Raw genomic sequence first — 25,013 nt, forward strand, 5'->3', positions numbered from 1 at the left:
GTCTGCCCGACGGCCCCGACAGATCCGCGGTGGCCGCGCTGTCCTGTGGAGAGACCTACGCGTCGTCGGGCGCCGGGGCGGCGGGCGGCTGGTAGAGCAACCGCTCCTGCTCCACGGCGACCACCTGGCGCGCGATCTCGGCGTCGGTCGCCTCCGGCGACGCGTCGGCGGTGACGCTCGTCGCGGCGTACTCCTCGAAGAGCTGCCGCTTGTGCGAGAGCAGCTCGGTGATCCGCTCGTCCACGGCGTCCTCCGACAGCAGCCGGTGCACCTGCACCGAGTGCAGCTGCCCCATCCGGTGGGCGCGGGCGACGGCCTGCGCCTCGAGCGCCGGGTTCAGCTGGGGCTCGCAGAGCACGACCACCGACGCGGCCTGGATGTTGAGCCCCACGCCGCCGGTCGTGACCTGCGCGAGCAGCACGGCTCCGCCCTCGGCGGCCGAGAAGTCGTCGATCAGCGACTGCCGCGCCGCCGCCGGCACCGACCCGTCCAGCGGGCCGAAGACGGGCCCCGGGAGCAGCTCCGGCAGCGACCCCAACACGTCGCGGAAGAACGAGTAGACGATCACCCGGCGGCCGTTGTCCTCGGCCTCCTCGACGATCTCGACCAGCCGCCCGACCTTGGGGGACTCGGCCCCGTGGAGCATCGCGACCCGTCGCATCTGCATCAGGTTCCCGGCCGCGACCGCCGCGCGGTAGGCGTCGAGGTCACGCGGGCCGAGCGGCAGCCACTCCTCGACCTCCACCAGCTCGGGCAGCTCGGTGAGCACGTCCTCCTGGCTGCGCCGGAGGTACGCCGGGGCCACCGCCCGCCGGAACGCCCGCGGCGCGACGTCGTCGAGACCGGCGAGCAGCCCGGGCTGGAGGTAGGCGACCAGCGTCCGGAACTCGCCGACGTGGTTCTGCATCGGCGTCCCCGTCAGCAGGATGGCGTGGTCGACCGCCGCCACCAACCGCGCCACCCGCTGGGAGCGCTGGGCCTCCGGGTTCTTCACGTACTGCGCCTCGTCGACCACCACGCACGCGATCCGCGGTCCCTCGGCCCAGGCCTCGGACTCCATCCACGTCGTGTCGTACGTCGTCACCGCGATCCCGCCGTCCGCGACCCACGCCGCGGCGGCCTCCCGCCACTCCTCGCCGTGGACGCGGTGGGCGGTGAGGGTCGACCGCGCCGCTACCTCGCGCAGCCAGTTCACGAGCACCCCCGGCGGGCAGACGACGAGGAAGTGGGTGGCGCCGGTCGCCCACAGGTGGGCGAGCACCGCCAGCGCCTCGATGGTCTTGCCGAGCCCCATCTCGTCGCCGAGCACGACCTTGCGCTGCACGAGCGCGAACCGCGCGCCGAAGCTCTGGTAGCCGCGCAGCGCCACCGTCAGCGCCTCGGTGCGCAGCGCCTGCTCGCGCACCGCCTCGACCAGGCCGGCAGGCAGATCGCCGTGGCCGGCCCGCTGGTCCTCGGTCAGGTAGCCCGCCTCGCCCAGCAGGGCGTAGTAGTCCGCCGGCCGGGCCGTGAAGTCCGCCCACGGGTCGGCGACCGGCCCGCGGCCCGTCGTCACGGCCACCAGGTCGGCCCGCCGGACGACGGTGGCGATCGCGTCGGCGAGCCCGGACGCCGGCAGCTCGCGCTCGGGCCGGACGAGCAACAGCTCGGTGGTGTCGTCGACGACGGCGGCCAGCGGCGCGAGGTCGTCGGCGATCGCGAGGTCCGCTCCGGCCCCCTGCGTACGACGCACGCCGTCCCACCGCGCGAGGGCGGCGACCACCGCACCGGCCGCCGGGTCGGGCGTGCCCGGCAGTCGGACCGGCTGCTCGTCCGCGGTCACCCGGGCGAGGGTCCGTGCGGCGCCGACCAGGTTGTCGCGGAAGACGTTGCCGATGCCGGGCAGCGAGGTGAGCTCGGCCCGCCGGTCGAGGACGGCCTGCACGGTGGTGATCCCGGCCCGCCTCAGCGGCGCGAGCTGGAGCAGCGCAGTGGTGACGTCGGCCAACGCGTCGAGCGGCATCGCCGACAGTGCGGCTCGGACGGCCGGCGCGCGGTAGCCGGCGACGGCCTCGTCGAGGGCGGCGCGGGCCGGCGCCTCCTCGGCCGCGGCGGCGCGCAGGTCGGCCACCGCCCGCGGCAGCTCGCCGAACCAGGCGCCGTCCAGCGTCGCCGGCCGCCCGCCCACCAGCGCCGCGAGGCCGAGCCGCGGGTCGAGCAGGTCGGCCGCCGACAACCCGGTGGGGTCGAGCTCGCCGGTCGGCGCCGCGAGCCGCTCCAGGGTCGACGCCACCCGGGTCCGGGCGCCCCAGGCCGCCAGCTCCACCAGGTAGGTCGCGTGGGGGACGGCGCGCGCACGCCGACCCGGGGTGTTGAACGCCCAGCGCACCGGCGAGAGCACCCGCGCTCCGGCGAGCGCGGCCGGAGCCCGCGTGGTCAGGTCGGTGAGGGCGGCCGACTCCTCCGCGCCGGTCCGGGGGAGGTTGGCGCGCGCCACCAGCGCGTGGACCAGCCCGTCGGCCTCGGCCCGCGACAGCACCGCGACCCGCCAGGTCGGCGCGCCGCGGTGGGGGACCGACACCGACCGGGCGTCGAGGTCGGCGAGGCGTCGTCGTACGTCCTCGTGGACGGCGTCGGTCCACCCGCGCACCCGCGCCGCCTCCTCGGCCCAGACGGCCACGACGCGGGCAGCGTCGCGCGCCTCGCGACGCGCCTGCTTGTCGAGCTTCCCCGGGCCCCGCGGCACGTCGGAACCGTATCCCGGAGGGGGTCCCAACCCGGATGGCCCGTTCTGACTAGCCCGGTGAAACATCCGGCCGGACCCTCCCTTCGACGCGCCACGGGTCGGTCCGGAACGGCTACTTTCATCGACAACAGCGGCGATGGAGGGCACGGCAAGTGGGGACCTGGGGAGAGGCGTACCTCACCCGGCTGCGCGGGTGCGCGGCCCGGATGGGGAGTGAGCTGGCGGAGATCACCGATCGCGATCGGGCGGTGCGGCTGGTCGAACCGGACGCACGGACGGTGGAGGAGGGCTTCGGCGACGGGACGCTGTCGATGCTGTCGGCGGGACGGTTCCGGACCCTGGACCCCCGGCAGTCCACGGTCACGCTCGTGTCGAGCGACCCGGTCCGGCCGCGGTGGGAGGCCCTCCCGCACCTCGCGGCGTACGTCGAGCTCATCCGCGCCGGCTTCCCCGACGAAGCCGTGCGGTTCGCGACCCCCGACAGCGAGCTCGGGCTCGACCTCGCAGCCGTGAACGACGAGGGCCAGGTGCTGCTGCTCGGCGCCGCCCGGGCCGAGCCGCTCGAGCTGGCCAAGCTCGAGGCGCTGGTGCCGACCTTCGAGGGCGACCGGGTGCAGGCCGGACGGCTGGTCCCGGGCCGGGAGGCACAGCTGCTCGCGCACCAGCTCTGGGTCACCCGAGCGCCGTACCTGTGGCTGGTCGCCGCCGGCGCCCGCCGGCTGTTTCGCGTGCGGTACGGCCGGACCATCAAGCTGGCACAGGTGCGGGTGCTGCCCATGCCGGAGGACCTGTGGCCGTTCGGCTTCGGCGGACCGACGCCGCGGATCGCGCTGGCCGAGCCGGAGGCCGTCGCGGGCTAGGCCGGCGGATGTTGACGTCGATCGGTCCGTTGGCAAAATCTTTCCGGAAGAGGGCGACAACGGGCGGACCGTCGGTGCATACTTCTGCCAACGCCCGCAGGTGACCCGAGACGCCTGCGGGCGTTCTCAGTTTTTCGGGCGGAGGTCCTGGGTCGCAGTCGGCGTCCGAAATGACGAGAAGCCCGGGGGTGGACCACCCGGGCTTCCGATCTGTACGCCATCAGGGACTCGAACCCCGAACCCGCTGATTAAGAGTCAGCTGCTCTGCCAATTGAGCTAATGGCGCTCGGCTCTGCAGACTGCGTGAGCGCTGCGAAGCGACACCAAGACTATCGCGTCCGGCCGCCGCCGTGAAATCGCGGCCGGTGCCGGTCAGCGGGACTCGAGCACGGCCTGCGCGGCGTTGTGCCCGGCGATGCCGGAGATGGCGCCGCCGCGACGGGCGCCGGAGCCGCAGAGCAGCACCGACGCGTGGTTGGTCTGCACGCCCCAGCGCTCGGCGGGGGCCTCCAGCCGAGCCCGGTCGGGGGCCCACGGCCATTCCAGGTCGCCGTGGAACATGTGCCCACCGGGCATCGCGAGGTCCCGCTCGACGTCCTGGGGCGTCTTCGCCTCGATGCACGGTCGGCCGTGCTCGTCGCGAGCCAGGCAGGACTCCAGCGGCTCGACCAGGTGGGCGTCCAGGGACGCGATCGCCCGCCGGACCGCCTCCTGCGTGGCGCCCTCCGGGTCGGCCTCGAACAGTGAGCCCGGCGTGTGGAAGCCGAGGTAGGTCAGCGTGTGGGTGCCCGGTGGCTCGTCGTCACCAAGGATGCTCGGGTCGGTGAGCGAGTGGCAGTGGACGTCGCCCGGGAGCGGGTCGGGGAGCGAGCCGGCGGCCGCTGCGCCGTAGGCCGACAGCAGCTCGCCGTAGCCCTGGGCGAGGTGCATCGTCCCGGCGAACGCGACCTCCGGGTCGACGCCGGACCTCAACCGCGGCAGCCGGTCGAGGAGGAAGCTGATCCGCAGCTGCGCGCCGACCGGCTTGGTGGACTCGTCGTGGGCCTCGCCGAGCAGCAGCCCGAGCACCCACGGGGCGACGTTGGCCAGCACCACGTCGGCCTGCAGCCCGTGGTCGGTGTGGCCGTCGTGCCAGCGCACCTCGACGCCGCCGTCGGCGCCCTCCCCGGGACGGATCGCGCTCACGCCGGCACCGGTCACGATCTCCGCGCCGGCGCCGAGCGCTGCCTTGGTCAGCGCGTCGGTGACCGCGCCCATGCCGCCGACCGGCACCCGCCACTCGCCGGTGCCGTTGCCGATGAGGTGGTAGAAGAAGCAGCGGTTCTGGACCAGCGAGGGGTCGTGCAGCGAGGCGAACGTGCCGATGAGCGCGTCGCTCGCGACCACGCCGCGCACGGTGTCGTCGGAGAAGCGGCGCTCGATGGTCTCGCCGAGGGGTGACTCGACGACGTCGCGCCAGGTGGTCGGGTCGACCTGGCTGCGGAGCCGGCCGGCCCGGGGGAGGGGCTGGAGCAGCGTCGGCGCGACGGTCCAGCCCATCCGGGCGACGTCGGTGTAGAAGCGCCGCCACGCGTCGTACTCGTCGTCGGAGCCGGTCAGCCGCCGGAACGAGGTGCGGGTCGCCTCGCCCTCCAGCCGCTCGACGAGCAGGCCGTCGTGGTGACCGTCGCGGGCGACCGGCGTGTAGGACGCGGTGGGCCGCGAGACCAGCTCGACCTCGAGGCCGAGGTCGCGCACGATCCGGTCGGGCATCAGCGAGACCAGCGAGGAGTAGCGCGACAGCCGGGTGGGACGCCCCGCGAACACCTCGGCCGACACAGCGGCGCCGCCGACGTGACCGAGCCGCTCGAGGACGACGACCGACAGGCCTGCCTGCGCCAGGTAGGCCGCCGCGGTGAGGCCGTTGTGGCCGGCGCCGACGACGGCGACGTCGTACGTCGTCCGGGTGGTCACCCGTCGACAGTATCGCCCCCTGCGGGAATGCCTGCGGGCGCGATATAGTTGACTTGGCAACTATCCGTTGCTCAGCCCCTGGGAGGCAGACATGCCCGCGATCACCGTCGACGACCTCACCCTCTTGGAGCGGTTGAAGGAACCCGGCCTCGGCGACCAGCCCCGCCCGGTCTGGGAGGTCACCACCGCACCGACCGGCTACGAGGGGGAGGGCTTCCCGGTCCGCCGCGCGTTCGCGGGCATCGACCTGCGCCGGCTCGACCCGTTCATCATGATGGACCAGATGGGCGAGGTGGAGTACGCGCCCGGCGAGCCCAAGGGCACTCCCTGGCACCCGCACCGCGGCTTCGAGACCGTCACCTACATCATCGACGGCGTCTTCGACCACCAGGACTCCCACGGCGGCGGCGGGACGATCACCAACGGCGACACCCAGTGGATGACGGCCGGCTCCGGGCTGCTCCACATCGAGGCTCCGCCGGAGTGGCTGGTGCAGAAGGGCGGCCTCTTCCACGGCATCCAGCTCTGGGTGAACCTGCCGCGCGACGCCAAGATGAACGACCCTCGCTACCAGGACATCCGGTCCGGCCAGGTCGCGCTGTTGACCACGACCGACGCCGGCGCGCTGGTGCGCGTCATCGCCGGGACGGTCGACGGCCACGCCGGCCCCGGGGCCACCCACACGCCGATGTCGCTGGTGCACGCCACGGTCGAGCCCGGCGCGCGGCTCGACCTGCCGTGGCAGGTCGACTACAACGCACTGGTCTACGTGCTCAACGGGCGCGGCACGGTCGGCGTCGACGGCAGGCCGATCCAGACCGGCCAGTCGGCGGTCCTCGGCGCCGGCGACTACGTCACGATCACCGCGGAGGGCCGGCAGGAGAGCCGCTCGCCGAAGCTGGACGTGATCGTCGTCGGCGGCCTTCCCATCAACGAGCCGATCGCCTGGGCCGGGCCGTTCGTGATGAACACCCGCTCCGAGGTCGTCGAGGCCTACGAGGACTTCCAGAAGGGCCGGTTCGGGCACCTCCCCGCCTGAGACCTAGAGTCCGGGCATGGCCCGTCTCTACCGCGACGCGTTCGGCATCCCGCACCTGAGGGCGGGCTCGGTCCTCGACCTGGCCCACGCCCAGGGACGGGTGACGGTGGCCGACCGCGTGTGGCAGCTGGAGTGGCTGCGCCGCCGCGCGACCGGGACCTCCGCCGAGGTCGTCGGCGAGGCCGCCGTCTCCTGGGACCGGTTCTCCCGCAGGATGCGCACCGTCGAGACAGCGCAGCGGGCGTTCGCGGCGTGCACCGAGGAGACGCAGCGGTTCGTCACGTCGTACGTCGACGGGGTCAACGAAGCGCTCGCCGAGCTGCCGTCAGGAGCGGTGCCGGAGCTCGCCGACCTCGACATCGAGCCAGGCGAGTGGGAGCCGTGGACGCCGCTGGCGACGTTCCTCGCCCAGCACCTGCTCTTCGCCAACCTCGGCGGGGTGCTGTGGAAGCGGCTCGCCTCCGACGTGCTGGGTGATGACGTCCGCTACCTGTCGCACCAGGACCCGACGGCGTCGGGCAGCAACGCGTGGGCGGCCGCCGGCGGCCGGACGGCGAGCGGCCTGCCGCTCATCGGCGGCGACCCGCACCGGATCATCGAGCAGCCCGGCGTCTACCAGCAGGTGCGGCTGGCTTGCGAGGACCCCGAGGACTCCTTCGACGTGCTCGGCTACACGTTCGTCGGGGTCCCGGGGGTGCAGCACTTCGCGCACGCGGGCGAGGTGGCGTGGGCGATCACCAACGCGTGCGCCGACTACCAGGACGTCGTCGACGACGACGGCTCCGACGTGGTCGAGCAGCACACCGAGACCATCGGGGTCCTCGGCGCCGACCCGGTCGAGGTCGACGTCGTGCAGACCTCGCGCGGGTTGGTCTTCGAGGACGGGCTCGCCGTGCGCACCACCTCTTGGGAGCTCGGCGAGCTCGGGTTCGACGCGATCCTCGGGCTGCTCCGCGCCCGGAGCGTCGACGACGTCGACCGCGCGCTGGACGCCTGGGTCGAGCCGGTCAACAACGCGGTGATCGCGGACCGGGCCGGCGCCGTGCGCTACCGGATCGCCGGCCGGGTGCCGGTCCGCGACGAGACCGGAGCCTGGGTCGGTTGGCTCGCCGAGCCGAACCGCGCCGACGTCCCGGCCGACGGCCACGTCGTGACGGCCAACGAGTGGCGGGGGCCGGAGTCCGACGCCATCGGCAGCGTCTTCGCGGCGCCGTACCGCGCCGACCGGCTGCACGCCCTCCTCGACGGACGGACCGACCTGACGTGCGACGACTTCGTCGCGTTCCACAACGACGCGCTGCTGCAGACGGTGCCGATGGTGACCGCGCTGGTGCCGGGTGCCTTCGACGACTTCGACGGCGTCATGGACGCCGGCTCCGAGGAGGCGGCTCGCTACGCGGCGTTTCGCTCCGCGCTCGTGCGCCGGCTCTGCGAGGAGCCGGTCTTCGCCGACCTCTTCGAGCCGCCCGCGGAGCACCGGCACGAGGAGGTCTTCGCGCCGTGGCTCGGGGCGACGTACCGCATCGGCCTGGCCCTGCCCCGCCTCGCCAACGAGACGGTGGCGGGCCACCGGCCCTTCGGCATCGACGTCGCCGCGCACGCGAGGGCGGCGCTCGCCGAGGTCGACGCCGAGGGAGCATCGGCGACCTGGGGCGACACCCACGTGACCGACCCGGTGCACTGGTTCGGGCTGCTGACCGACCGCGACTACGACGAGCTCCCGCGGCTGCCGGTCTCGGGCGACGCCGACTGCGTGCGGTGCTGTGTCTCCTACCCGGCGATGACCGACGAGTGCAGCCGCGGCTCGGTCGCGCGCTACGTGTGGGACCTCGCCGACCGCACCGCCGGCGGCTGGGTGGTGCCGGTCGGCGCCTCCGCGCTCCCGGGCGACCCGCACCACCACGACCAGCTCCCGCTGTGGGCGGCCGGTGAGCTCGCGCCGATCGTCACCGACTGGGACCGGCTCACCGAGGTCTAGTCGATCGGCTCAGCCGACCTGCTTCGCGAAGAAGTGGGTCGCGTGCGGGTCGCTGCCGGGGTAGCGCTCGACCGATCGGTAGCCGGTCCGCTCGTACATCGCGATCGCCTCGGTCAGCACCTCGTTGGTGTCGAGCACGATGCTCGTCGCGCCGCGCTCGGCCGCCAGCTGCTCGAGGTGCCGCAGCATCCGCGACCCGAGGCCGGCGCCGCGCCAGTCGCCGTGCACCCACATCCGCTTGATCTCGAACGCGGCGCCGGGGAGCGCCGGAGCCGGCCGGATGCCGCCGTACGCCACCGGCTCGCCGTCGCTCGTCGCGAGGACGTACGTCGACCCCTGCTCCGCCGCGACCGGGCCGCTGGTCCGGTAGCCGGTGCTGAACCGCTCGTCGATCTCGCGCAGGTAGTTGCCCAGCGCCTCGCGTCCCAGCGGGTCCTCGGGCGGCACCTCACGCAGGTGGATCGTTGCCGCCCGCACCAACAGGTCCGCCGTCGCCAGCGCCTCGGTGAGCCGTTCCCGCTGCCGGTCGGTCAGCGGCGCCACGATCCGCGCGGCCAGCTCCTCGGACCGGTCATCGAGGTCCTGCCGGGCGGCGCGCCCCGCCTCCGTCAGCCGTACGACGCGGCGACGCTGGTCGGCCGGGTCGGCGGCCGTGGCCACCAGCCCGTCGGCCTCCAGCCGCCGCAGCATCCGCGAGAGGTGGCCGCTGTCGAGGTCGAGCCGCTCGCGCAGGTCGCGCACGGTCACCCCGTGCTCCCCGCCCGCCGCGCCGATCTCGAACAGCAGCCGGCTCACCGCGAGCGGCCGCCCGGTGCCGAGGAACGACTCCTCGAGCACCCCGATCCGCTGGGTGTAGGTCCGGTTGAAGCGCCGCAGCACCGCCGTCGTGCTCACAATGTCTGACTCTAGTCAGACATCCGCCGACCCGTCGCAAACTCGCACGGAAAACCCGCCGACCCGTCGCAAACTCGCGCGGAAATGCACGAGAGCCGGACCCTTGCGGATCCGGCTCTCGTGACTGCCTGGGGTGAGTAACGGGACTTGAACCCGCGACATCCGCGACCACAACGCGGCGCTCTACCAGCTGAGCTATACCCACCATGGACCCCGCCGTCGGCCGGGCCGGGGACGAGTGTAGTGGCCTCAGGCCTCCGGCACAGAATCGGTATCGGCCTGCTCCTCGGGCCGCTCCGCGCCGAGACCCGTGATCGAGCCGCCGTGCCGCCCGGCCGCCATCTTCGCCGCCTCGCTGTCGGGGCCGGGGAGCGGCACGAAGACGGTGTCGCGGTAGTAGCGCAGCTCCTCGATGCTCTCCTGGATGTCGGCGAGCGCGCGGTGGTTGCCGCGCTTGGTGGGAGCGGCGAAGTAGGCCCGGGGGTACCACCGGCGGGCCAGCTCCTTGATCGAGCTCACGTCGACGATCCGGTAGTGCAGGAAGGCATCGAGGGCAGGCATGTCCCGTGCTAGGAAGCCGCGGTCGGTGGCGACCGAGTTGCCCGCGAGCGGTGGCCGGCTGTCGCGCGGGCACTGCTCGGCGAGGTAGGCCATCACCTGCTCCTCGGCCTCGGCGAGCGTCACCCCGCCCTCGAGCTCGTCGAGGAGGCCCGACGTTTCGTGCATGGTGCGGACGAAGTCGATCATCTGGTCGAGGGCCTCGGCGGGCGGCTTGATGATGATGTCGATGCCTTCGCCGAGCACGTTGAGGTCGAAGTCGGTGACCAGGGCCGCGACCTCGATCAGCGCGTCGGCGCCCAGGTCGAGCCCGGTCATCTCGCAGTCGATCCAGACCAGTCGATCGTTCACGAGGGGCACCCTACGCCGTACCGACGCCACTCCTCAGGCTCGGTTCAGGACCGTGGCCTACGCTCACGAGACATGGGTGGCAGGGTGCACGCGTGGCTGGGGCTGATCGCCCGTCTGGTCACCGGGGGTGTCTGGATCGTCGCCGGTGCCCTCAAGGTCACCGAGCCCGCGGCCAGCATCGACGCGATCCGCGCCTACGAGCTGCTGCCGTGGCAGGTCGTCGAGCCCTTGGGCTACAGCCTGCCCGCGATCGAGATCGTCGTCGGGCTCGCGCTCGTCCTCGGCGCGTTCACCCGCGGCGCGGCGGTCGTCTCCGCGCTGCTCTTCGTCGCGTTCATCATCGGCATCGCCTCGGTGTGGGCGCGCGGCATCGAGATCGACTGCGGCTGCTTCGGCGGCGGCGGCCCGAAGGAGGACGCCGCGTCGGCGTACCCCTGGGAGATCGCGCGCGACGCCGCCCTGCTGGCTGCCTCGTGCTACCTCGTCGTCGTACGACGCACGCGGCTCGCCTTCGACAACCTGTTGTTCCCGTCCCGGGAGATCGAGCCCCACCCCCACGTCGAACCAGTCGAACCAGTCGAACCAGTCGAGCAAGGAAGCTGAATGTCCTCGAAGTCCTCCAACCCGTCCAAGGCAGCTGCCCGCGCCCAGAAGGCCGCGGAGCTGCGCGCCGAGCAGGAGCGCGCCGAGAAGCGCCGTCGGCTGCTGATGATCGTCGGCGTGGCCACGATCTTCGTGCTCATCGTCGGTGGCGCGATCCTCGTGACGGTGCTGAACCAGGAGAACGTCGAGGCGCCCGACGCCGGCCAGGGCGACTACGGCGTCTCGATCGGCGACGAGGACGCCGACCACACGGTGATCATCTACGAGGACTTCCTGTGCCCGATCTGCGGGCAGCTTGAAAGCGCCAGCAACGAGGGCCTGACCGAGGCGGCCGAGGACGGCAAGGTGTTCGTGGAGTACCGCCCGATCGCGATCCTCACCCGCTTCGGCTCCTACTCCGTCAGGTCGGCCAACGCGTTCAAGGCGGTGCTGGAGGCGAGCGGCCCGGAGGAGGCGAAGAAGTTCCACGACCTGCTCTTCGAGGACCAGCCGGCCGAGGACGACCCCGACTCCCACTACAGCGACGACGAGCTGGTGGAGCTCGCGGTCGAGGCGGGTGCGTCGGAGGACGACGTCCGCGAGGACATCGAGAACCTGACCTACGAGGACTGGGTCGACGACGCCACCCAGGCGGCCATCGACGCCAACGTCCAGGGCACCCCGACGATCGTGCTCGACGGCGAGCAGTTCGCCGAGGGCAGCTCCTACGCCGAGATCGGGGAGAACCTCGTCGAGGCGGTCCAGTGAGCCGGCTGCGCGAGGGGTTCGTGGCAGGCCTGCCCAAGGCCGAGCTGCATGTCCACCACGTCGGGTCCGCCTCGCCGCGGATGGTGAGCGAGCTCGCCGCCCGCCACCCGGGCACCGTGCCGTCGGACCTGGAGGAGCTGCGGAGGTTCTTCGAGTTCCGCGACTTCGCCCACTTCATCGAGGTCTACCTCGCGGTGGTCGACCTGGTGCGGACCCCGGAGGACATCCGCTACCTCACCTACGAGGTCGCCCGGGAGCTCGCCGAGGGCCAGTCGGTGCGGTACGCCGAGCTCACGTGCACGCCGTACACCTCGGTGATGCCGCACGACCCCGACAAGGGGATGGCGATCGAGGCCTACACCGAGGCGATCGAGGACGCGCGGGTCGCGGCCGAGCGCGAATTCGGGCTGGTGCTGCGCTGGATCTACGACATCCCGGGGGAGTTCGGGCTGCCGTCGGCGGAGGCGACCCTCGACTACGCGCTCAACCACCGGCCCGAGGGCCTGGTGGCCTTCGGCCTGGGCGGGCCGGAGGTCGGTGTGGGGCGCCCGCAGTTCAAGGAGGTCTTCGACGCCGCCCGCGCTTCCGGCCTGCACTCGGTGCCGCACGCGGGGGAGACCACCGGCCCCGAGACCATCTGGTCCGCGCTGCGCGACCTCGGCGCGGAGCGGATCGGCCACGGCACCTCCGCGGCGCAGGACCCGGCACTGCTCGCGCACCTGGCCGCCGAGGGCATCCCGCTGGAGGTCTGCCCGTCGTCCAACGTCGCCACCCGTGCCGTCGCCTCGCTGGAGGAGCACCCGCTGCCGGCGTTCGTCGAGGCCGGCGTCGTCGTCACCATCAACTCCGACGACCCGCCGATGTTCGGCACCACCCTCAACCAGGAGTACGACGTCGCCGCCGACCTGCTGGGTCTCGACGAGGCGGGCGTGGCCGACCTCGCGCGGGCTGCCGTCCGCGCCTCGTGGGCCCCGGACGACGTACGCGCCCGCATCCTCGAGGAGATCGACTCCTACACTTCCTCCGTCTAGTCCGGCGCCGGTTCGGGCGACGAGGAGGCTCCCCGGATGCGCACGAACCGTTGGTCCCTGTGGACCCGCTGGACCAGGACGTCGGCGCTGGTCGCCGTCTCGGCACTGCTGCTCGTCACGGCCGGGTGCTCCGACGACTCATCCGGTGACGACGACGCAGACGCTCCCGAGTCGTCCTCGGCGACCACCGACGCGACCGAGGAGTCGGACGCGACCGCCACCGAGGGCCTCACCCTCGGCACCGAGGAGCCGTCCGACGACGAAACCGACGAGACCGACGAGACCGACGAGCTCGAGACCGCGACCGTCTCGGACGACTTCTGCACCAACATCGAGACGATGCTCGCCTCGCTCGACGGCCTCTTCGGCACGTTCGAGGAGGGCGACTACGAGGCGTACGTCGCCTGGGCCCGGTCCTTCGAGGAGCTCGGAGGGGCCATCGTCGAGACCGCGCCCGCCGACCAGGCGGCCAACGTCGACGCCGCGGTGACGCCGCTCGTCGAGCTCGCCGAGGAGGTCGCTGCGCTCGACCCGAGCGACACCGAGGCCATCGACGAGGCCTTCAACAAGGGGTTCACCCAGTCCGGGAAGAAGGCCGACCGCGCCGGCAACCAGATCCTTGAGCACTGCGGGATCGACCCCGAGACGCTCGAGTCGGAGTAGCCCCGAAAAGTCTCTTGGCCCCGGGAGCTCATACCTCCCGGGGCCACCTCAATCCTGACCCGCGGAGAGGCTTCATCCACGGAGGCGCGCCCATGGGCGTGTCGACTCGGTGCCCCCGGCAGGAGTCGAACCCGCAACCATCGGAGTAGAAATCCGCTGCGCTATCCATTGCGCCACGGGGGCTTCTTGCGGTGATGAGTATTCCATCCGACGCCCGAATCGATGGACTCGGAAGACCGTGACAAGCCCTCCGAGATTGATCAGTCGGACGTTGCGGGCACCGTAGACAAACCTAGAATCCGCGGCGCCATACGGGAGGCCCGTTGCATTACCACCACACGAAGGACAAGGGCGACCTCGGCGTTGCCAAGGCCTACGCCGACCTCGTCTCAAAAGGCTACGTTGTCTTGTTCCCTGCCACGGAGCACGCCCCTTTCGACCTGGTCACCTATCGCGGCGGCACATTCCGCCGGGTGCAGGTGAAGTACCGGGCGGCCCGTGACGGCACCGTCACGGTGCCCTTCAAGTCGTTCTGGGCGGATCGTCACGGAACGCACGAACGGAAGATCGACAAGTCTGCGATCGACCTTGTCTGCATCTATTGCCCCGACACCGATGAGTGCTACTACCTCCGCCCACAGGATCACGGGCTGACGGTGACGCTTCGCATCACCCCGAGCCGCAACAACCAGGTGGTCAGGGTGTTGCACGCAGCGGACTTCCGCCTCGTCCCTGAACTCGGGGCGTCGGATCCCGGCTGATCAGCCGCGCAGCCGTGCCATCCACTCCTCGACGGCGTCGGGGTCGCGGGGGAGAGCCGCGGAGAGGTTGCGGACGCCGTCGGCGGTGACGACGACGTCGTCCTCGATCCGGATGCCGATGCCGCGCAGCTCTTCGGGGACGAGCAGGTCGTCCTCCTGGAAGTAGAGGCCGGGCTCGACGGTGAGCACCATGCCCTCGGCGAGGATGCCGTCGCGGTAGGACTCCGGAGCGGCGCGGCCGCAGTCGTGGACGTCCATGCCGAGCATGTGGCTGGTGCCGTGGAGGGTCCACCGGGCGTAGACGCGCGAGTCGGGGTCGAGCGCCTCCTCGACGGAGACCGGCAGCAGGCCCAGGTCGCCGAGGCCGTGCGCGAGCACCGACATCGCGGCGTCGTGGCCGGCGAGGAACGGCACGCCGGGACGGAGCGCGGCGATGCCGGCCTCCTGGGCGCGCAGGACCAGCGTGTAGAGGTCGCGCTGGAGCGGGGTGTAGGTGCCACTCACCGGCAGGGTGCGCGTGACGTCGGCGGTGTAGAGGTTGTGACCCTCCACGCCCATGTCGAGGAGCGCCAGGGTGCCGGGCACGATCGGCCCGGTGTTCTCGATCCAGTGCAGCGTGGTCGCGTGGGGACCTCCGGCGACGATCGAGTCGTAGCCGATGTCGTTGCCCATCGTGCGCGCGCGGCGGAAGAAGGTGCCCTCGAGCCAACGCTCGCCGTACTCGATCACGCGGTCCCACTCGGCGACGGAGTCCTCGAAACCGAGCGTGGTGGCGTCGCAAGCGGCCTGCAGCTCGCCGAGCTCCCACTCGTCCTTGACCAGCCGCATCTCCGAGACAACGCGGGCCAGGTCGTCGTCGAGCGACTCGTCCGCCGGCACCAGCGCGTCGACCTCGGCCGACAGGCCACGGTGGACACGGGTCTTCGCCGACGTCGCCAGCGCGTCCGGGAGCTCGTCGACGTGCCGCACGGGCAGGCCGAGGGAGGCCTCGAGCTCGCCCAGCGACGGCCGCCGACCGGCCCAGAGCGCGCCGTACTGCCGGTCGCGGAAGAACTCGTCGCTGTCCCGACCCGAGCGCGGGCGAGCGTAGAGCGCCGAGGAGCCGTCCGGCTCGACGACGAGGACCGCGTCGGTGGTCTGGTTGCCGGAGAAGTAGGCGTGCGCGGTGTCGGCCCGGAACCGGTAGTCGGTGTCGGCTGCGCGGACCTTGTAGGTCCCGCCGGGCAGCACCAGCCGCTCGCCCGGGAACGCCGCGGCGAGCCGGGCCCGCCGGGCGGCGGCGTACGGCGCGATCGAGTGCGGCCGCACGTCCTGCTCGCGGTCGTCCCAACCGGTCCGCATGAAGGCCGCGTAGGCCTCGGGCACCGACGGGTCGTGGGACTCGGTCTTGGGCTCCTTCTCCGCGTGATTCACGTCTCCACTGTAACTTCCACGGGGAAGCGCGAGATCGGCCGCAGGAGTGCCACCCCGATAGGCTTCCGGTCATGCCCGGAGCCCGCCGCGACAGCCTTGCGTTCACGATCGTCGTGACCGCGGCCGTCGTCGTCGGCGCGCTGCTGATGCTGCTGATCCTCGCCCTCTCGGGCGCGCCCGGCATCATGCTGCTGGCCACCGCGTTGGCCGCGCTACCGGTCGGGCCGGTCGTCGCGGTCTACCTGTGGCTCGACCGCTACGAGCCCGAGCCCAAGCTCTTGCTGGTCCTCGCGCTGCTGTGGGGCGCGTTCGTCGCGACGGTGGCCGCGCTCGTCGTCCAGGGCGTCGGCGGCTTCGTCGTCGGACTCACCGACACCGTGTCGCTGGCCGTCGTGGCGCCGCTCACGGAGGAGGCGAGCAAGGGCCTGTTCCTGCTCCTCCTGCTGTGGTGGCGCCGCGCCGAGCTCGACGGCCTCCTCGACGGCCTCGTCTACGCCGGCCTGGTCGGTGTGGGCTTCGCGTTCACCGAGAACATCCTCTACCTCGCGGCGGCGTACGGCGGCACCGACGGCACCGGTCCCGGCGGCGTCGCCGGCGTGACGACCCTGTTCGTGATCCGCTGCGTGTTCAGCCCGTTCGCGCACCCGCTGTTCACGGCGTTCACCGGTGTCGGCCTCGGCATCGCGGTGATGTCGCGCTCCCGGGGCGTGAGGTTCCTGGCGCCGGTCGGTGGGTACCTCTGCGCCGTGCTCGCCCACGGCCTCTGGAACGGCTCGACCGTGTTCGGGTTCGGCAGCTTCGTGCTCGCTTACGTCGTGCTCATGGTCCCCGCCTTCGTCGGCATGATCTGCCTCGCGGTGTGGGCCCGCTCCCGCGAGCGGCAGATGCTCGCGTTGGCCCTCGACGACGCGGCGACCCGGGGCCTGGTCCCCGCCACCGACATCGGGTGGCTGGTCGACCTCCGGGCCCGTCGGCTGGCCCGCCGACACGCTCGCGCCGAGGGCGGTGACCGCGCCGTGAAGGCGATGCGGGACTATCAGCAGGCCGCGATCGAGCTCGGGTTCCTGCACCACCGCCTGCTGCGCGGCACGGCACCCAAGGACTGGCAGGCGCGTGGTCAGGAGTTCCTGGAGCGCATCGAGGCGACCCGTCCGGGTATCGCCTTCCCCGGACAGGTGGTACCCCAACGATGAGCACGTCCCCGCTGGACGCGACCAACGACGGGATCACCGGCAACCAGATGTTGACCGGCATGATCCGCCTCCGTGGTGCCCTGCAGGCCGCCGCGCTGCCGCTCGACCTCTCGGGCGTGGCCTCCCTGCGCGAGCACCGCCAGGAGGTGATCGACCAGCTCGAGGACTACGTGATCCCGCGGCTGATGTCGCTCGACGCTCCGCTGCTGACGGTGGTCGGCGGCTCGACCGGCGCCGGGAAGTCGACGCTCGTCAACACCATCGTCGGTCACCGAGTGACCGCCTCCGGTGTCCTCCGGCCCACGACCCGCTCGCCCGTGCTCGCGCACCACCCCGACGACGGCCAGTGGTTCGGCCAGGACCGGCTGCTGCCGGACCTCAAGCGGGTCGACCACCCGACCAACGACCACGACTGCATCCAGCTGGTCCCCACGCCCGCGGTGCCCAAGGGCATCGCGATCCTCGACGCGCCCGACGTGGACTCCGTGGAGGAGCGCAACCGCATCCTCGCCGGCCAGCTGCTGTCGGCCGCCGACCTGTGGCTGTTCGTCACCTCGGCCGCGCGCTACAGCGACCAGGTGCCGTGGGAGTACCTCAAGCAGGCCGCCGAGCGCTCCACCGCCGTGGCGATGGTCCTCGACCGCACCCCGCCGGACACCTTCGACACCGTCGCCGGCCACCTGGCCCGGATGATGGCCTCCCGCGGCCTCAAGGACTCCCCGCTGTTCGGCGTCCCTGAGGGCTCGGTCAGCGAGGAGGGGCTGCTGCCGGCCGGTCACGCCGCCGAGATCCGGTCGTGGCTCGAGGCGCTCGCCGCCGACCAGGTGGCCCGCAACGCGATCGTGCACCAGACCGTGGGCGGCTCGATCCGGATCCTGACCAGGCGGGTCTACCCGATCGCCGACGCGGCCGAGGAGCAGGTGCGCGCGATCGCCGACCTCGGCACGCTGGTGAAGCGGCAGTACGACATCGTCGGCACCCAGCTGCTGACCAGCGCCGTCGACGGCACCCTGCTGCGTGGAGACCTGCTCACGCGCTGGCAGGAGTTCGTCGGCAGCGGCGAGCTGATCCGCTCGCTCGAGGCCAAGGTCGGCTTCGTCCGCGAGCGCCTGGTCAACGCGATCAAGGGCAAGCCCCAGCAGGCCGAGCGCGTCGGCGTCGCGATCGAGAGCGCTCTCGAGGCGCTGGTCGTCGAGCACGGCGAGCAGGCAGCAGCGCGGGCAGCCGCAGCCTGGCGGGCGACGCCGTACGGCGCCCAGCTGGTCGACGCCGCGAGCGAGGACCTCGCGCGGGCGACCCGCGACCTGCGTCGTCGTACCGTCGCCGCGACCCAGGCCTGGCAGTCCGACCTCCAGGAGATGGTCCGCAACGAGAGCGGCGACGTCCGCACCTCCGCCCGGTTCCTCGCCGTCGGCGTGCGCGGCCTCGCCGTGACGCTGGCCGTCACCGTCCTCGGCGGCGACCAGCCGCCGGCCGCGGCCACGGAGTCGCTCCGTCTCGGCAACCGGCTGCTCGAGACGGTGGTCGGTCCCGGCACCGCCGGGCTGCTCCGTCACCAGGCCCGGGCGTCGCTCGAGGACCGGATCGGCGCTTTGCTCGCCGGTGAACAGAACCGTTACCTTGCACCGGCGGGTCAGTGGCAGCTGGCCGAGGACGCTGGCGAGCAGCTGCGGGCGGCCGCACGCCGGGTCGACGACCTGCGCTACGCCGCCACGATGCAGAAGGGCTCTGCCCACAACGGAGGACACCTGTGACTCAACCGGATGGGGAGTTGCGCGCGCTGCGCGACCTCGCCACCCGCGGCACCACCATCGGCACGCGTCTGCAGGGACTCGAGCAGGCCGTGGCTGCGGGGCGCGGGGTCCTCGACGACGCGCTGCTCGACGACACGGTCGCGACCGTGGACCGGGCCACCGCGCGGCTGCGGTTGTCGGCCCACCACACCGTGGTGGCGATCGCCGGCGCGACCGGGTCCGGCAAGTCGTCGACCTACAACGCGCTGACCGGGCTCGAGCTCTCCTCCACAGGCGTCCGCCGCCCCACGACCTCCTGGGCGACCGCCTGCGTCTGGGGCAGCGAGGGCGCCGAGGAGGTGCTCGACTGGCTCGGCATCCCGCCGCGTCACCAGACGATGCGCGACTCGATGCTCGACACCCGGCAGGGTGACGAGGCGCTCGCCGGCGTCGTGCTGATGGACCTGCCCGACCACGACTCGACCGAGGTGTCGCACCACCTGGAGGTCAACCGCCTGGTCGACCTCGCCGACCTGCTGGTGTGGGTCGTCGACCCGCAGAAGTACGCCGACGCCGCGCTCCACGACCGCTACCTCGCGCCGTACAAGACGCACGCCGGCATCATGCTCGTCGTCCTCAACCACATCGACACCATCGCGCCGGAGAAGCGCCAGGCGATGGTCGACGACGTGAAGCGCCTGCTCGCCAACGACGGCCTCGGGTCGGTGAAGGTGATCCCGATCAGCGCCCGCGAGGGCATCGGTGTCGACGAGCTGCGCCAGGAGATCGCCTCCCGGGTCGAGCAGAAGCGCAGCACCACCCTCCGCGTCGAGGCCGACGTCGCCGCGGCTGCGGGCCGGCTGGAGCAGGCCGGCGGCATCGTCCCCGCCAGCGAGATCACCCCGCAGCGCACCGAGGCGCTCGTCGACCGGGTCGCCGAGGCGGCCGGCGTGCCGACCGTCGCCGGCGCCGTCGAGCGCTCCGTGCGCAGCCGTGCCACCCGTGCCGTCGCGTGGCCGCCGGTCGCGCTGCTCGGCGCGTTGGGGCGACGCGACCCGGACGAGCTGGCCCAGTTCCGGGCCGGCTCCCGGCCGCAGGCCGTCGCGGTGCAGCGGGCCGCCGTCGACAACGCCGTGCGCGAGCTCGCCGACGAGACGGCAGCACCGCTGGCCGGACCGTGGGCGAGCGCGGTGCACGACGCCGCGACCGGCCGCCTCCAGGAGACCGACGACGCCCTCGACCGCGGGCTGGCCTCGGTGGACCTCCGTGCCGACCGGGTCCCCGGCTGGGTCGGCCTGGTCCGGGTGCTGCAGTGGCTGCTGTTCCTCGCGGCGATCGGCAGCGGGGCCTGGTGGGCGCTCCTCGCCGTCCAGGGCACGCTCGACGACGCCCCCGAGGTCTCCGGCCTCGCCGTGCCGATGCTCGGTCTGGCCGCCGGCCTGGTGCTCGGCGTGCTGCTGTGGCTGGTGGTGCGGCCGATGGCCGGCCGCTCCGCCCGGGAGCGCGGCGACGATGCCGATCACGCGATGCGCGAGGTCGTGGCCGGCGTGCTCTCGCACCAGGTCGTCGAGCCGACCAACCGCGTGCTGGCGTCGTACGCCTCGTTCCGCAGCGGGATCGGCTCGGCCCTCCAGTAACGCTCCCTGAGCGCGGCACCCGGCCGGAGGAGCCACCAACCGTCCACAGGCCGCCGCCCCGCCCGCCCTCTCCACAGGCGCGACACCGGGCGCGGCCCGACCGTCGGCGGTCCCGCGTGGACTCCGAGCCGTCCGGTCGCGAGCGCGGCCGGGGATATCGGAGGCAGAGATGACGAACGACACGATGGTGACCGTGCAGGGCTGGCTGGGGAGCGAGCCGCAGCTGCGGGACGTGGCGGGCACGAGCGTGGCCAACTTCCGCGTCGGCTGCACCCCGCGGCGGTTCCACCGCGGGCGACAGGAGTGGGTCGACGGCCCGACGCAGTGGTACGGCGTGAGCGCGTGGCGGGTGCTGGGGGAGCACTGCAAGCGGTCGCTGCACATGGGCGACCCGGTGATCGTGCACGGCCGGCTCAACCAGCGCAGCTACGACCGGAACGGTGTCGAGGTGACGGCGCTCGAGATCGAAGCGGTGACCGTCGGGCACGACCTCAGCCGCGGGATCGCGGTGTTCACCAAGACCGTCGGCTCGGCCCGTCGCGACGAGCGGCCGCAGGTGAGCGACGCGTCGCCGGCGACCGAGAAGGACCCGTGGGCCGTCTCGACCACAGGGTCGTCGTCCTCGTCCGCCGAGGCGGTGGCCGGCGCCGCCTGACCGTGCGCCGGCGGGCGTCCCGGGACCGGTCGGCGACCCCGCACCGGTCCCGGTCGCCCCGAGCCCGTAGGCTCGGTCAACGTGGCTGAGTACGTCTTCACCCTGCGCAACGTCCGTAAGGCTCACGGCGACAAGGTCGTCCTCGACAACGTGACCCTGTCGTTCCTCCACGGCGCCAAGATCGGCGTCGTCGGACCCAACGGCGCGGGCAAGTCGTCCCTGCTCAAGATCATGGCCGGGCTCGACCGCCCCAACAACGGCGACGCCATCCTCGACCCCGAGGCGACCGTCGGCATGCTCCAGCAGGAGCCGCCGCTGACGGAGGGCAGGACCGTCCTCGAGAACGTCGAGGAGGCCGTCGGCGAGATCAAGGGCAAGCTCGACCGCTTCAACCAGATCTCCGAGGAGCTCGGCGACCCCGACGCCGACTACGACGCGCTGCTGGCCGAGATGGGCGACCTCCAGACCGACCTCGACCACGCCGGCGCGTGGGACCTCGACAGCCGGCTCGACCAGGCGATGGACGCCCTGCGCTGCCCGCCGCCCGACGCGCTCGTCGACAACCTGTCCGGAGGTGAGCGCCGCCGGGTCGCGCTCTGCAAGCTGCTGCTCCAGCAGCCCGACCTGCTCCTCCTCGACGAGCCCACCAACCACCTCGACGCCGAGTCGGTGCAGTGGCTCGAGGGCCACCTCAAGAGCTACCCGGGCGCGGTGCTGGCCGTCACCCACGACCGGTACTTCCTCGACAACGTCGCCGAGTGGATCGCCGAGGTCGACCGCGGCCAGATCCACGGCTACGAGGGCAACTACTCGACCTACCTCGAGACGAAGAAGGAACGGCTCAAGATCGAGGGCCAGAAGGACGCCAAGCGGGCCAAGATGCTCGAGAAGGAGCTGGAGTGGGTCCGCTCCAACCCGAAGGCCCGCCAGGCGAAGAGCAAGTCCCGTCTCGCGCGCTACGAGGAGCTGGCGGCCGAGGCCGACCGCGCCCGCAAGATCGACACCTCCGAGATCAACATCCCGCCGGGCCCGCGCCTCGGTGACGTGGTGCTCGAGGTCAAGGGCCTGACCAAGGGCTTCGAGGGCCGCACCCTGTGGGACGACGTCTCGTTCACGCTCCCGCGCGCCGGCATCGTCGGCATCATCGGCCCGAACGGCGTCGGCAAGACCACGCTGTTCCGGATGATCACCGGCCAGGAGCAGCCCGACGCCGGCGAGCTCAACGTCGGCCAGACCGTGAAGATCTCCTACGTCGACCAGAGCCGCGGCGGGATCGACCCGAACAAGAACGTCTGGGAGGTCGTCTCCGACGGCCTGGACTTCATCAAGGTCGCGAACTTCGAGATGAACTCCCGCGCCTACGTGGCGTCGTTCGGCTTCAAGGGCCCGGACCAGCAGAAGAAGGCCGGCGTGCTCTCCGGTGGCGAGCGCAACCGCCTCAACCTCGCGCTCACGCTCAAGATGGGCGGCAACATGCTGATCCTCGACGAGCCCACCAACGACCTCGACGTCGAGACCCTGTCCTCGCTCGAGGACGCCCTGCTCGACTTCCCCGGCTGCGCCGTGGTGACCTCCCACGACCGCTGGTTCCTCGACCGGGTCGCCACCCACATCCTCGCCTGGGAGGGCGACGCCGAGAACCCGGCCTCGTGGTTCTGGTTCGAGGGCAACTTCGCCGCCTACGAGGAGAACAAGGTCGAGCGTCTCGGCGTCGAGGCGGCCCGCCCGCACCGGGTCACCCACCGCCGCCTCACGCGGGACTGAGACCTATCGGTCGTCGCGGATCTCGCGTTCGGGGTGGTCGGAGATGAGGCGGTCGGCGACGGCGTCCATGACCCGGCCGACCGCCTCGAAGTCGTCGGCGTCGATGAGGTCGACGAGGTAGTCGCGCACGCCGGCGACGTGCGTGGGGGCGACGTTGCGCAGCAGCAGGTCGCCGCGGTCGGTGAGCTGGCAGACGACACCGCGACCGTCCTCCTTGGAGCCGCACCGCTCCACCAGGCCGGCGGCCTCCATCCGCTTGACCGTGTGGGTGACCCGGCTGCGACTGTGGGCGAGCGACTCGGCCAGCCGGGCCATCCGCAGCGAGCGGTCCTCGGCCTCCGAGAGACGAACCAGGATCTCGTACTCCACGAGGGAGAGGTTGTGCTGTTGGCGCAGGTCGTCGTCGAGCCGGTCGAACAGCAGGGTGGTGCCGAGGACCAGGGCGCGCCAGGCGTGCTGCTGGCGGTCGTCGAGCCAACGGGGCTCGCGCCGGCGCCAGGCCTCGCGCTTCGATTCGAGGTCGGACTCGGTCACGTCTGCAGTTTATGTCCGCGACGCCCCGGGCCGCCTCTCACGAGAGGGCGCGCCGCATCAGCAGTCGCGGATGGCGGGCCAGCACCGAGGTCGTCCTCGCTGCCACCTCGAACCCGGCGGCCTCGAAGTTCTTGCGCAACCCTGCGTAGGCCATCGTCAGGTCGACCTTCGCCCCGCGGTTGTCGAGCGGGTAGGCCTCGACGGCAGGCGCTCCACGGCTGCGGGCGAAGTCGACCGCGCCCTCGATGAGCGCGTGCGAGATGCCCTGGCCGCGGTGGCCGGGCCGCACCCGGATGCACCACAGCGACCACACCGCAAGGTCGTCGACGTGCGGGATCTTGCGGTTGCGGGCGAACGAGGTGTCCGCGCGGGGCGCGACCGCCGCCCAGCCCACCGGCTCGTCGCCGTCATAGGCCAGCACACCCGGGGGCGGGTCGGCCCGGACCAGCCCGGCGACGTACTCGCCCCGGGCCGGTCCGCGCAGCTCGTTGTTGAGCTTCGAGGGGATGCGGTAGCTCAGGCACCAGCACACATTGGCGTCGGGCCGCTTCGGTCCCACCAGCGTCCGGACGTCGTCGAAGACCGTCGCCGGTCGGACCTCGATGGTCATCGCACCGACCCGAGCAGCAGGCGGGGTGGCGTCAGCTCATCCGCTCGAGGATCATCGCCATGCCCTGGCCGCCGCCGACGCACATGGTGATGAGACCGGTGGACTTGTCGTGCCAGTCGAGCGAGTTGAGCATCGTGTTCTGGAGGCGGGCGCCGGTCATGCCGAACGGGTGGCCGACCGCGATGGCGCCGCCGTTGACGTTGAGCCGGTCGATGTCGATGCCGAGGTCCTGGTACGACGGCACGACCTGCGCCGCGAACGCCTCGTTGATCTCGACGAGGTCGATGTCACCGATCGACATGCCCGCGTTGGCCAGCGCCTTCTTGGTGGCCTCGACCGGGCCGAGGCCCATGATCTCCGGCGAGAGCCCGCTCACGCCCGTCGAGACGATGCGCGCGAGCGGGGTGAGGCCGAGCTCGGCGGCCTTGGTGTCGGACATGATGACGACCGCCGCCGCGCCGTCGTTGAGCGGGCAGCAGTTGGCCGCGGTGACGACGCCGTCGGGGCGGAAGACCGGGTCGAGCTGCGAGACGGCCTCGTAGGTCACGCCGGCGCGCGGGCCGTCGTCCTTGGTGACGACCGTGCCGTCGGCCAGGGTCACCGGGGTGATCTCGCGCTCCCAGAAGCCGTCGGCGATCGCCTTCTCGGCGAGGTTCTGCGACCGGACACCGAACTCGTCGAGCTCCTTGCGGTCGAGACCGCGGAGCCGGGCGACGTTCTCGGCTGTCTGGCCCATGGCGATGTAGATGTCGGGCAGCTGGCCGTCCTCGCGTGGGTCGTGCCAGTCCTTGCCGCCGGCGGCGTACTCCTCGGTGCGCTGCTGGGCGTCGCCGAAGAGCGGGTTCTTGGTGTTCGGGATGTGGTCGGAGGTGCCGAACTGGTACCGCGAGACGGCCTCGACGCCGGCGGAGACGAACACGTCGCCCTCACCGGCCTTGATGGCGTGGAACGCCATCCGGGAGGTCTGCACCGAGGAGGAGCAGTAGCGGGTGATGGTGGCGCCGGGGATCTCGTAGCCGAGCAGGGTCGTCACGACCCGCGCCATGTTGTTGCCGGCCTCGCCGCCGGGCAGTCCGCAGCCGAGGTAGAAGTCGTCGATGTCGTTGGGGTCGAGGGCCGGGATCTTGTCGAGCGCGGCCCTCGTGATGAGCGCGGTCAGGTCGTCGGGCCGGAAGTCCTTCAACGAGCCCTTGTTGGCGCGGCCGATCGGCGTACGAGCGGCAGAGACGATGACGGCCTCGGGCATGGGTGACTCCTCGGTGAGCGGTGGACGAACCCGTCCAGCCTAGTGGGGGCGGACTGGAACAGGTT

At 72.2% G+C, this 25,013-nt stretch carries 21 protein-coding genes and 3 tRNA genes; 13 read left to right on the forward strand and 11 right to left on the reverse strand.

Annotation, left to right across the window (positions count from 1 at the left end):
* Positions 1-55 precede the first annotated feature (55 nt).
* Complete coding sequence (locus DJ010_RS17885; protein ID WP_109696289.1) at positions 56-2,725, reverse strand: DEAD/DEAH box helicase; 2,670 nt, start codon at positions 2,723-2,725, stop codon at positions 56-58.
* A 152-nt stretch (positions 2,726-2,877) separates the two neighbouring features.
* Between DJ010_RS17885 and DJ010_RS17890 the strand changes: the two genes are divergently transcribed.
* On the forward strand, positions 2,878-3,585 hold the full coding sequence (locus tag DJ010_RS17890; RefSeq protein WP_109696291.1) for a hypothetical protein: 708 nt from the start codon (positions 2,878-2,880) through the stop codon (positions 3,583-3,585).
* A gap of 213 nt (positions 3,586-3,798) precedes the next feature.
* Here DJ010_RS17890 and DJ010_RS17895 read toward each other — a convergent pair.
* Positions 3,799-3,871 (reverse strand) — tRNA-Lys (locus tag DJ010_RS17895).
* An 86-nt stretch (positions 3,872-3,957) separates the two neighbouring features.
* Positions 3,958-5,538, reverse strand: coding sequence for a phytoene desaturase family protein (locus DJ010_RS17900; protein WP_109696293.1), 1,581 nt, complete (start codon positions 5,536-5,538; stop codon positions 3,958-3,960).
* A gap of 91 nt (positions 5,539-5,629) precedes the next feature.
* On the opposite strand from DJ010_RS17900, the gene DJ010_RS17905 reads away from it, so the two are divergent.
* Complete coding sequence (locus DJ010_RS17905) at positions 5,630-6,577, forward strand: pirin family protein (protein ID WP_109696295.1); 948 nt, start codon at positions 5,630-5,632, stop codon at positions 6,575-6,577.
* 16 nt (positions 6,578-6,593) lie between these two features.
* Positions 6,594-8,555 (forward strand): penicillin acylase family protein, encoded by a 1,962-nt coding sequence (locus DJ010_RS17910; RefSeq protein WP_109696297.1) that lies wholly within the window; start codon positions 6,594-6,596, stop codon positions 8,553-8,555.
* Positions 8,556-8,564: 9 nt separating this feature from the next.
* On the opposite strand, the gene DJ010_RS17915 is transcribed toward DJ010_RS17910, so the two are convergent.
* From DJ010_RS17915 to orn, 3 genes are all read right to left on the reverse strand, one after another.
* Complete coding sequence (locus DJ010_RS17915; protein ID WP_109696299.1) at positions 8,565-9,449, reverse strand: helix-turn-helix domain-containing GNAT family N-acetyltransferase; 885 nt, start codon at positions 9,447-9,449, stop codon at positions 8,565-8,567.
* A 129-nt stretch (positions 9,450-9,578) separates the two neighbouring features.
* Positions 9,579-9,654, reverse strand: a tRNA-His gene (locus DJ010_RS17920).
* A gap of 44 nt (positions 9,655-9,698) precedes the next feature.
* Positions 9,699-10,358, reverse strand: a complete 660-nt coding sequence (gene orn / locus DJ010_RS17925; protein ID WP_109696301.1) for an oligoribonuclease — start codon at positions 10,356-10,358, stop codon at positions 9,699-9,701.
* A 72-nt stretch (positions 10,359-10,430) separates the two neighbouring features.
* Between orn and DJ010_RS17930 the strand changes: the two genes are divergently transcribed.
* Genes DJ010_RS17930 through DJ010_RS17945 form a run of 4 tightly spaced genes read left to right on the forward strand, consistent with a single transcriptional unit; the run spans position 10,431 to position 13,402 of the window.
* Positions 10,431-10,961: a MauE/DoxX family redox-associated membrane protein gene (locus DJ010_RS17930; protein WP_109696303.1), complete on the forward strand. Its 531-nt coding sequence runs from the start codon at positions 10,431-10,433 to the stop codon at positions 10,959-10,961.
* Complete coding sequence (locus DJ010_RS17935; RefSeq protein ID WP_109696305.1) at positions 10,962-11,708, forward strand: DsbA family protein; 747 nt, start codon at positions 10,962-10,964, stop codon at positions 11,706-11,708.
* Positions 11,705-12,739, forward strand: a complete 1,035-nt coding sequence (locus DJ010_RS17940) for an adenosine deaminase (RefSeq protein ID WP_109696307.1) — start codon at positions 11,705-11,707, stop codon at positions 12,737-12,739. The genes DJ010_RS17935 and DJ010_RS17940 overlap by 4 nt, the downstream gene beginning before the upstream one ends.
* Positions 12,740-12,775: 36 nt before the next feature.
* A complete protein-coding gene (locus tag DJ010_RS17945; protein WP_109696309.1) occupies positions 12,776-13,402 on the forward strand; it encodes a hypothetical protein in 627 nt (208 codons plus the stop codon).
* A 110-nt stretch (positions 13,403-13,512) separates the two neighbouring features.
* On the opposite strand, the gene DJ010_RS17950 is transcribed toward DJ010_RS17945, so the two are convergent.
* Positions 13,513-13,585, reverse strand: a tRNA-Arg gene (locus DJ010_RS17950).
* 140 nt (positions 13,586-13,725) lie between these two features.
* On the opposite strand from DJ010_RS17950, the gene DJ010_RS17955 reads away from it, so the two are divergent.
* Positions 13,726-14,163 (forward strand): group I intron-associated PD-(D/E)XK endonuclease, encoded by a 438-nt coding sequence (locus tag DJ010_RS17955; protein WP_109696311.1) that lies wholly within the window; start codon positions 13,726-13,728, stop codon positions 14,161-14,163.
* Here the strand turns inward: DJ010_RS17955 and DJ010_RS17960 are convergent, their stop codons facing one another.
* On the reverse strand, positions 14,164-15,576 hold the full coding sequence (locus DJ010_RS17960) for an aminopeptidase P family protein (protein WP_245927668.1): 1,413 nt from the start codon (positions 15,574-15,576) through the stop codon (positions 14,164-14,166).
* A gap of 71 nt (positions 15,577-15,647) precedes the next feature.
* Between DJ010_RS17960 and DJ010_RS17965 the strand changes: the two genes are divergently transcribed.
* The 5 genes from DJ010_RS17965 to ettA all read left to right on the forward strand — a co-directional run bounded on the left by DJ010_RS17965 (position 15,648) and on the right by ettA (position 22,558).
* Entirely contained in the window at positions 15,648-16,769 is a 1,122-nt protein-coding gene (locus tag DJ010_RS17965; RefSeq protein WP_109696313.1) for a PrsW family intramembrane metalloprotease, read from the forward strand.
* A complete protein-coding gene (locus tag DJ010_RS17970) occupies positions 16,766-18,523 on the forward strand; it encodes a dynamin family protein (RefSeq protein ID WP_245927670.1) in 1,758 nt (585 codons plus the stop codon). Before DJ010_RS17965 ends, DJ010_RS17970 begins: the two co-directional genes overlap by 4 nt.
* Positions 18,520-20,139: a GTPase gene (locus tag DJ010_RS17975; protein WP_245927676.1), complete on the forward strand. Its 1,620-nt coding sequence runs from the start codon at positions 18,520-18,522 to the stop codon at positions 20,137-20,139. Before DJ010_RS17970 ends, DJ010_RS17975 begins: the two co-directional genes overlap by 4 nt.
* A gap of 169 nt (positions 20,140-20,308) precedes the next feature.
* Positions 20,309-20,794, forward strand: a complete 486-nt coding sequence (locus DJ010_RS17980) for a single-stranded DNA-binding protein (protein ID WP_109696317.1) — start codon at positions 20,309-20,311, stop codon at positions 20,792-20,794.
* Between the two features lie 81 nt (positions 20,795-20,875).
* Positions 20,876-22,558 (forward strand): energy-dependent translational throttle protein EttA, encoded by a 1,683-nt coding sequence (gene ettA / locus DJ010_RS17985; RefSeq protein ID WP_109696319.1) that lies wholly within the window; start codon positions 20,876-20,878, stop codon positions 22,556-22,558.
* A gap of 3 nt (positions 22,559-22,561) precedes the next feature.
* Here ettA and DJ010_RS17990 read toward each other — a convergent pair whose 3' ends face one another.
* The 3 genes from DJ010_RS17990 to DJ010_RS18000 are packed head-to-tail and all read right to left on the reverse strand — an operon-like array spanning position 22,562 to position 24,948.
* Entirely contained in the window at positions 22,562-23,092 is a 531-nt protein-coding gene (locus tag DJ010_RS17990; RefSeq protein WP_109696321.1) for a MarR family winged helix-turn-helix transcriptional regulator, read from the reverse strand.
* Positions 23,093-23,129: 37 nt separating this feature from the next.
* On the reverse strand, positions 23,130-23,702 hold the full coding sequence (locus DJ010_RS17995; protein ID WP_109696323.1) for a GNAT family N-acetyltransferase: 573 nt from the start codon (positions 23,700-23,702) through the stop codon (positions 23,130-23,132).
* 31 nt (positions 23,703-23,733) lie between these two features.
* The gene (locus tag DJ010_RS18000) at positions 23,734-24,948 is read right to left on the reverse strand and encodes an acetyl-CoA C-acetyltransferase (RefSeq protein ID WP_109696324.1); all 1,215 of its coding nucleotides are present in this window, start codon (positions 24,946-24,948) and stop codon (positions 23,734-23,736) included.
* Positions 24,949-25,013 lie beyond the last annotated feature (65 nt).

Source organism: Nocardioides silvaticus, assembly GCF_003160695.1.
Taxonomy (GTDB): Bacteria; Actinomycetota; Actinomycetes; order Propionibacteriales; family Nocardioidaceae; genus Nocardioides; species Nocardioides silvaticus.

What these genes read in the sequence shown, in the direction of transcription:
- DJ010_RS17905 (WP_109696295.1), top strand. Translation starts at nt 5,630, where the DNA reads ATGCCCGCGATCACCGTCGACGACCTCACCCTCTTGGAGCGGTTGAAG.
- DJ010_RS17910 (WP_109696297.1), top strand. Translation starts at nt 6,594, where the DNA reads ATGGCCCGTCTCTACCGCGACGCGTTCGGCATCCCGCACCTGAGGGCG.
- DJ010_RS17930 (WP_109696303.1), top strand. Translation starts at nt 10,431, where the DNA reads ATGGGTGGCAGGGTGCACGCGTGGCTGGGGCTGATCGCCCGTCTGGTC.
- DJ010_RS17935 (WP_109696305.1), top strand. Translation starts at nt 10,962, where the DNA reads ATGTCCTCGAAGTCCTCCAACCCGTCCAAGGCAGCTGCCCGCGCCCAG.
- DJ010_RS17945 (WP_109696309.1), top strand. Translation starts at nt 12,776, where the DNA reads ATGCGCACGAACCGTTGGTCCCTGTGGACCCGCTGGACCAGGACGTCG.
- DJ010_RS17965 (WP_109696313.1), top strand. Translation starts at nt 15,648, where the DNA reads ATGCCCGGAGCCCGCCGCGACAGCCTTGCGTTCACGATCGTCGTGACC.
- DJ010_RS17970 (WP_245927670.1), top strand. Translation starts at nt 16,766, where the DNA reads ATGAGCACGTCCCCGCTGGACGCGACCAACGACGGGATCACCGGCAAC.
- DJ010_RS17980 (WP_109696317.1), top strand. Translation starts at nt 20,309, where the DNA reads ATGACGAACGACACGATGGTGACCGTGCAGGGCTGGCTGGGGAGCGAG.
- DJ010_RS17995 (WP_109696323.1), bottom strand. Translation starts at nt 23,702, where the DNA reads ATGACCATCGAGGTCCGACCGGCGACGGTCTTCGACGACGTCCGGACG.
- DJ010_RS18000 (WP_109696324.1), bottom strand. Translation starts at nt 24,948, where the DNA reads ATGCCCGAGGCCGTCATCGTCTCTGCCGCTCGTACGCCGATCGGCCGC.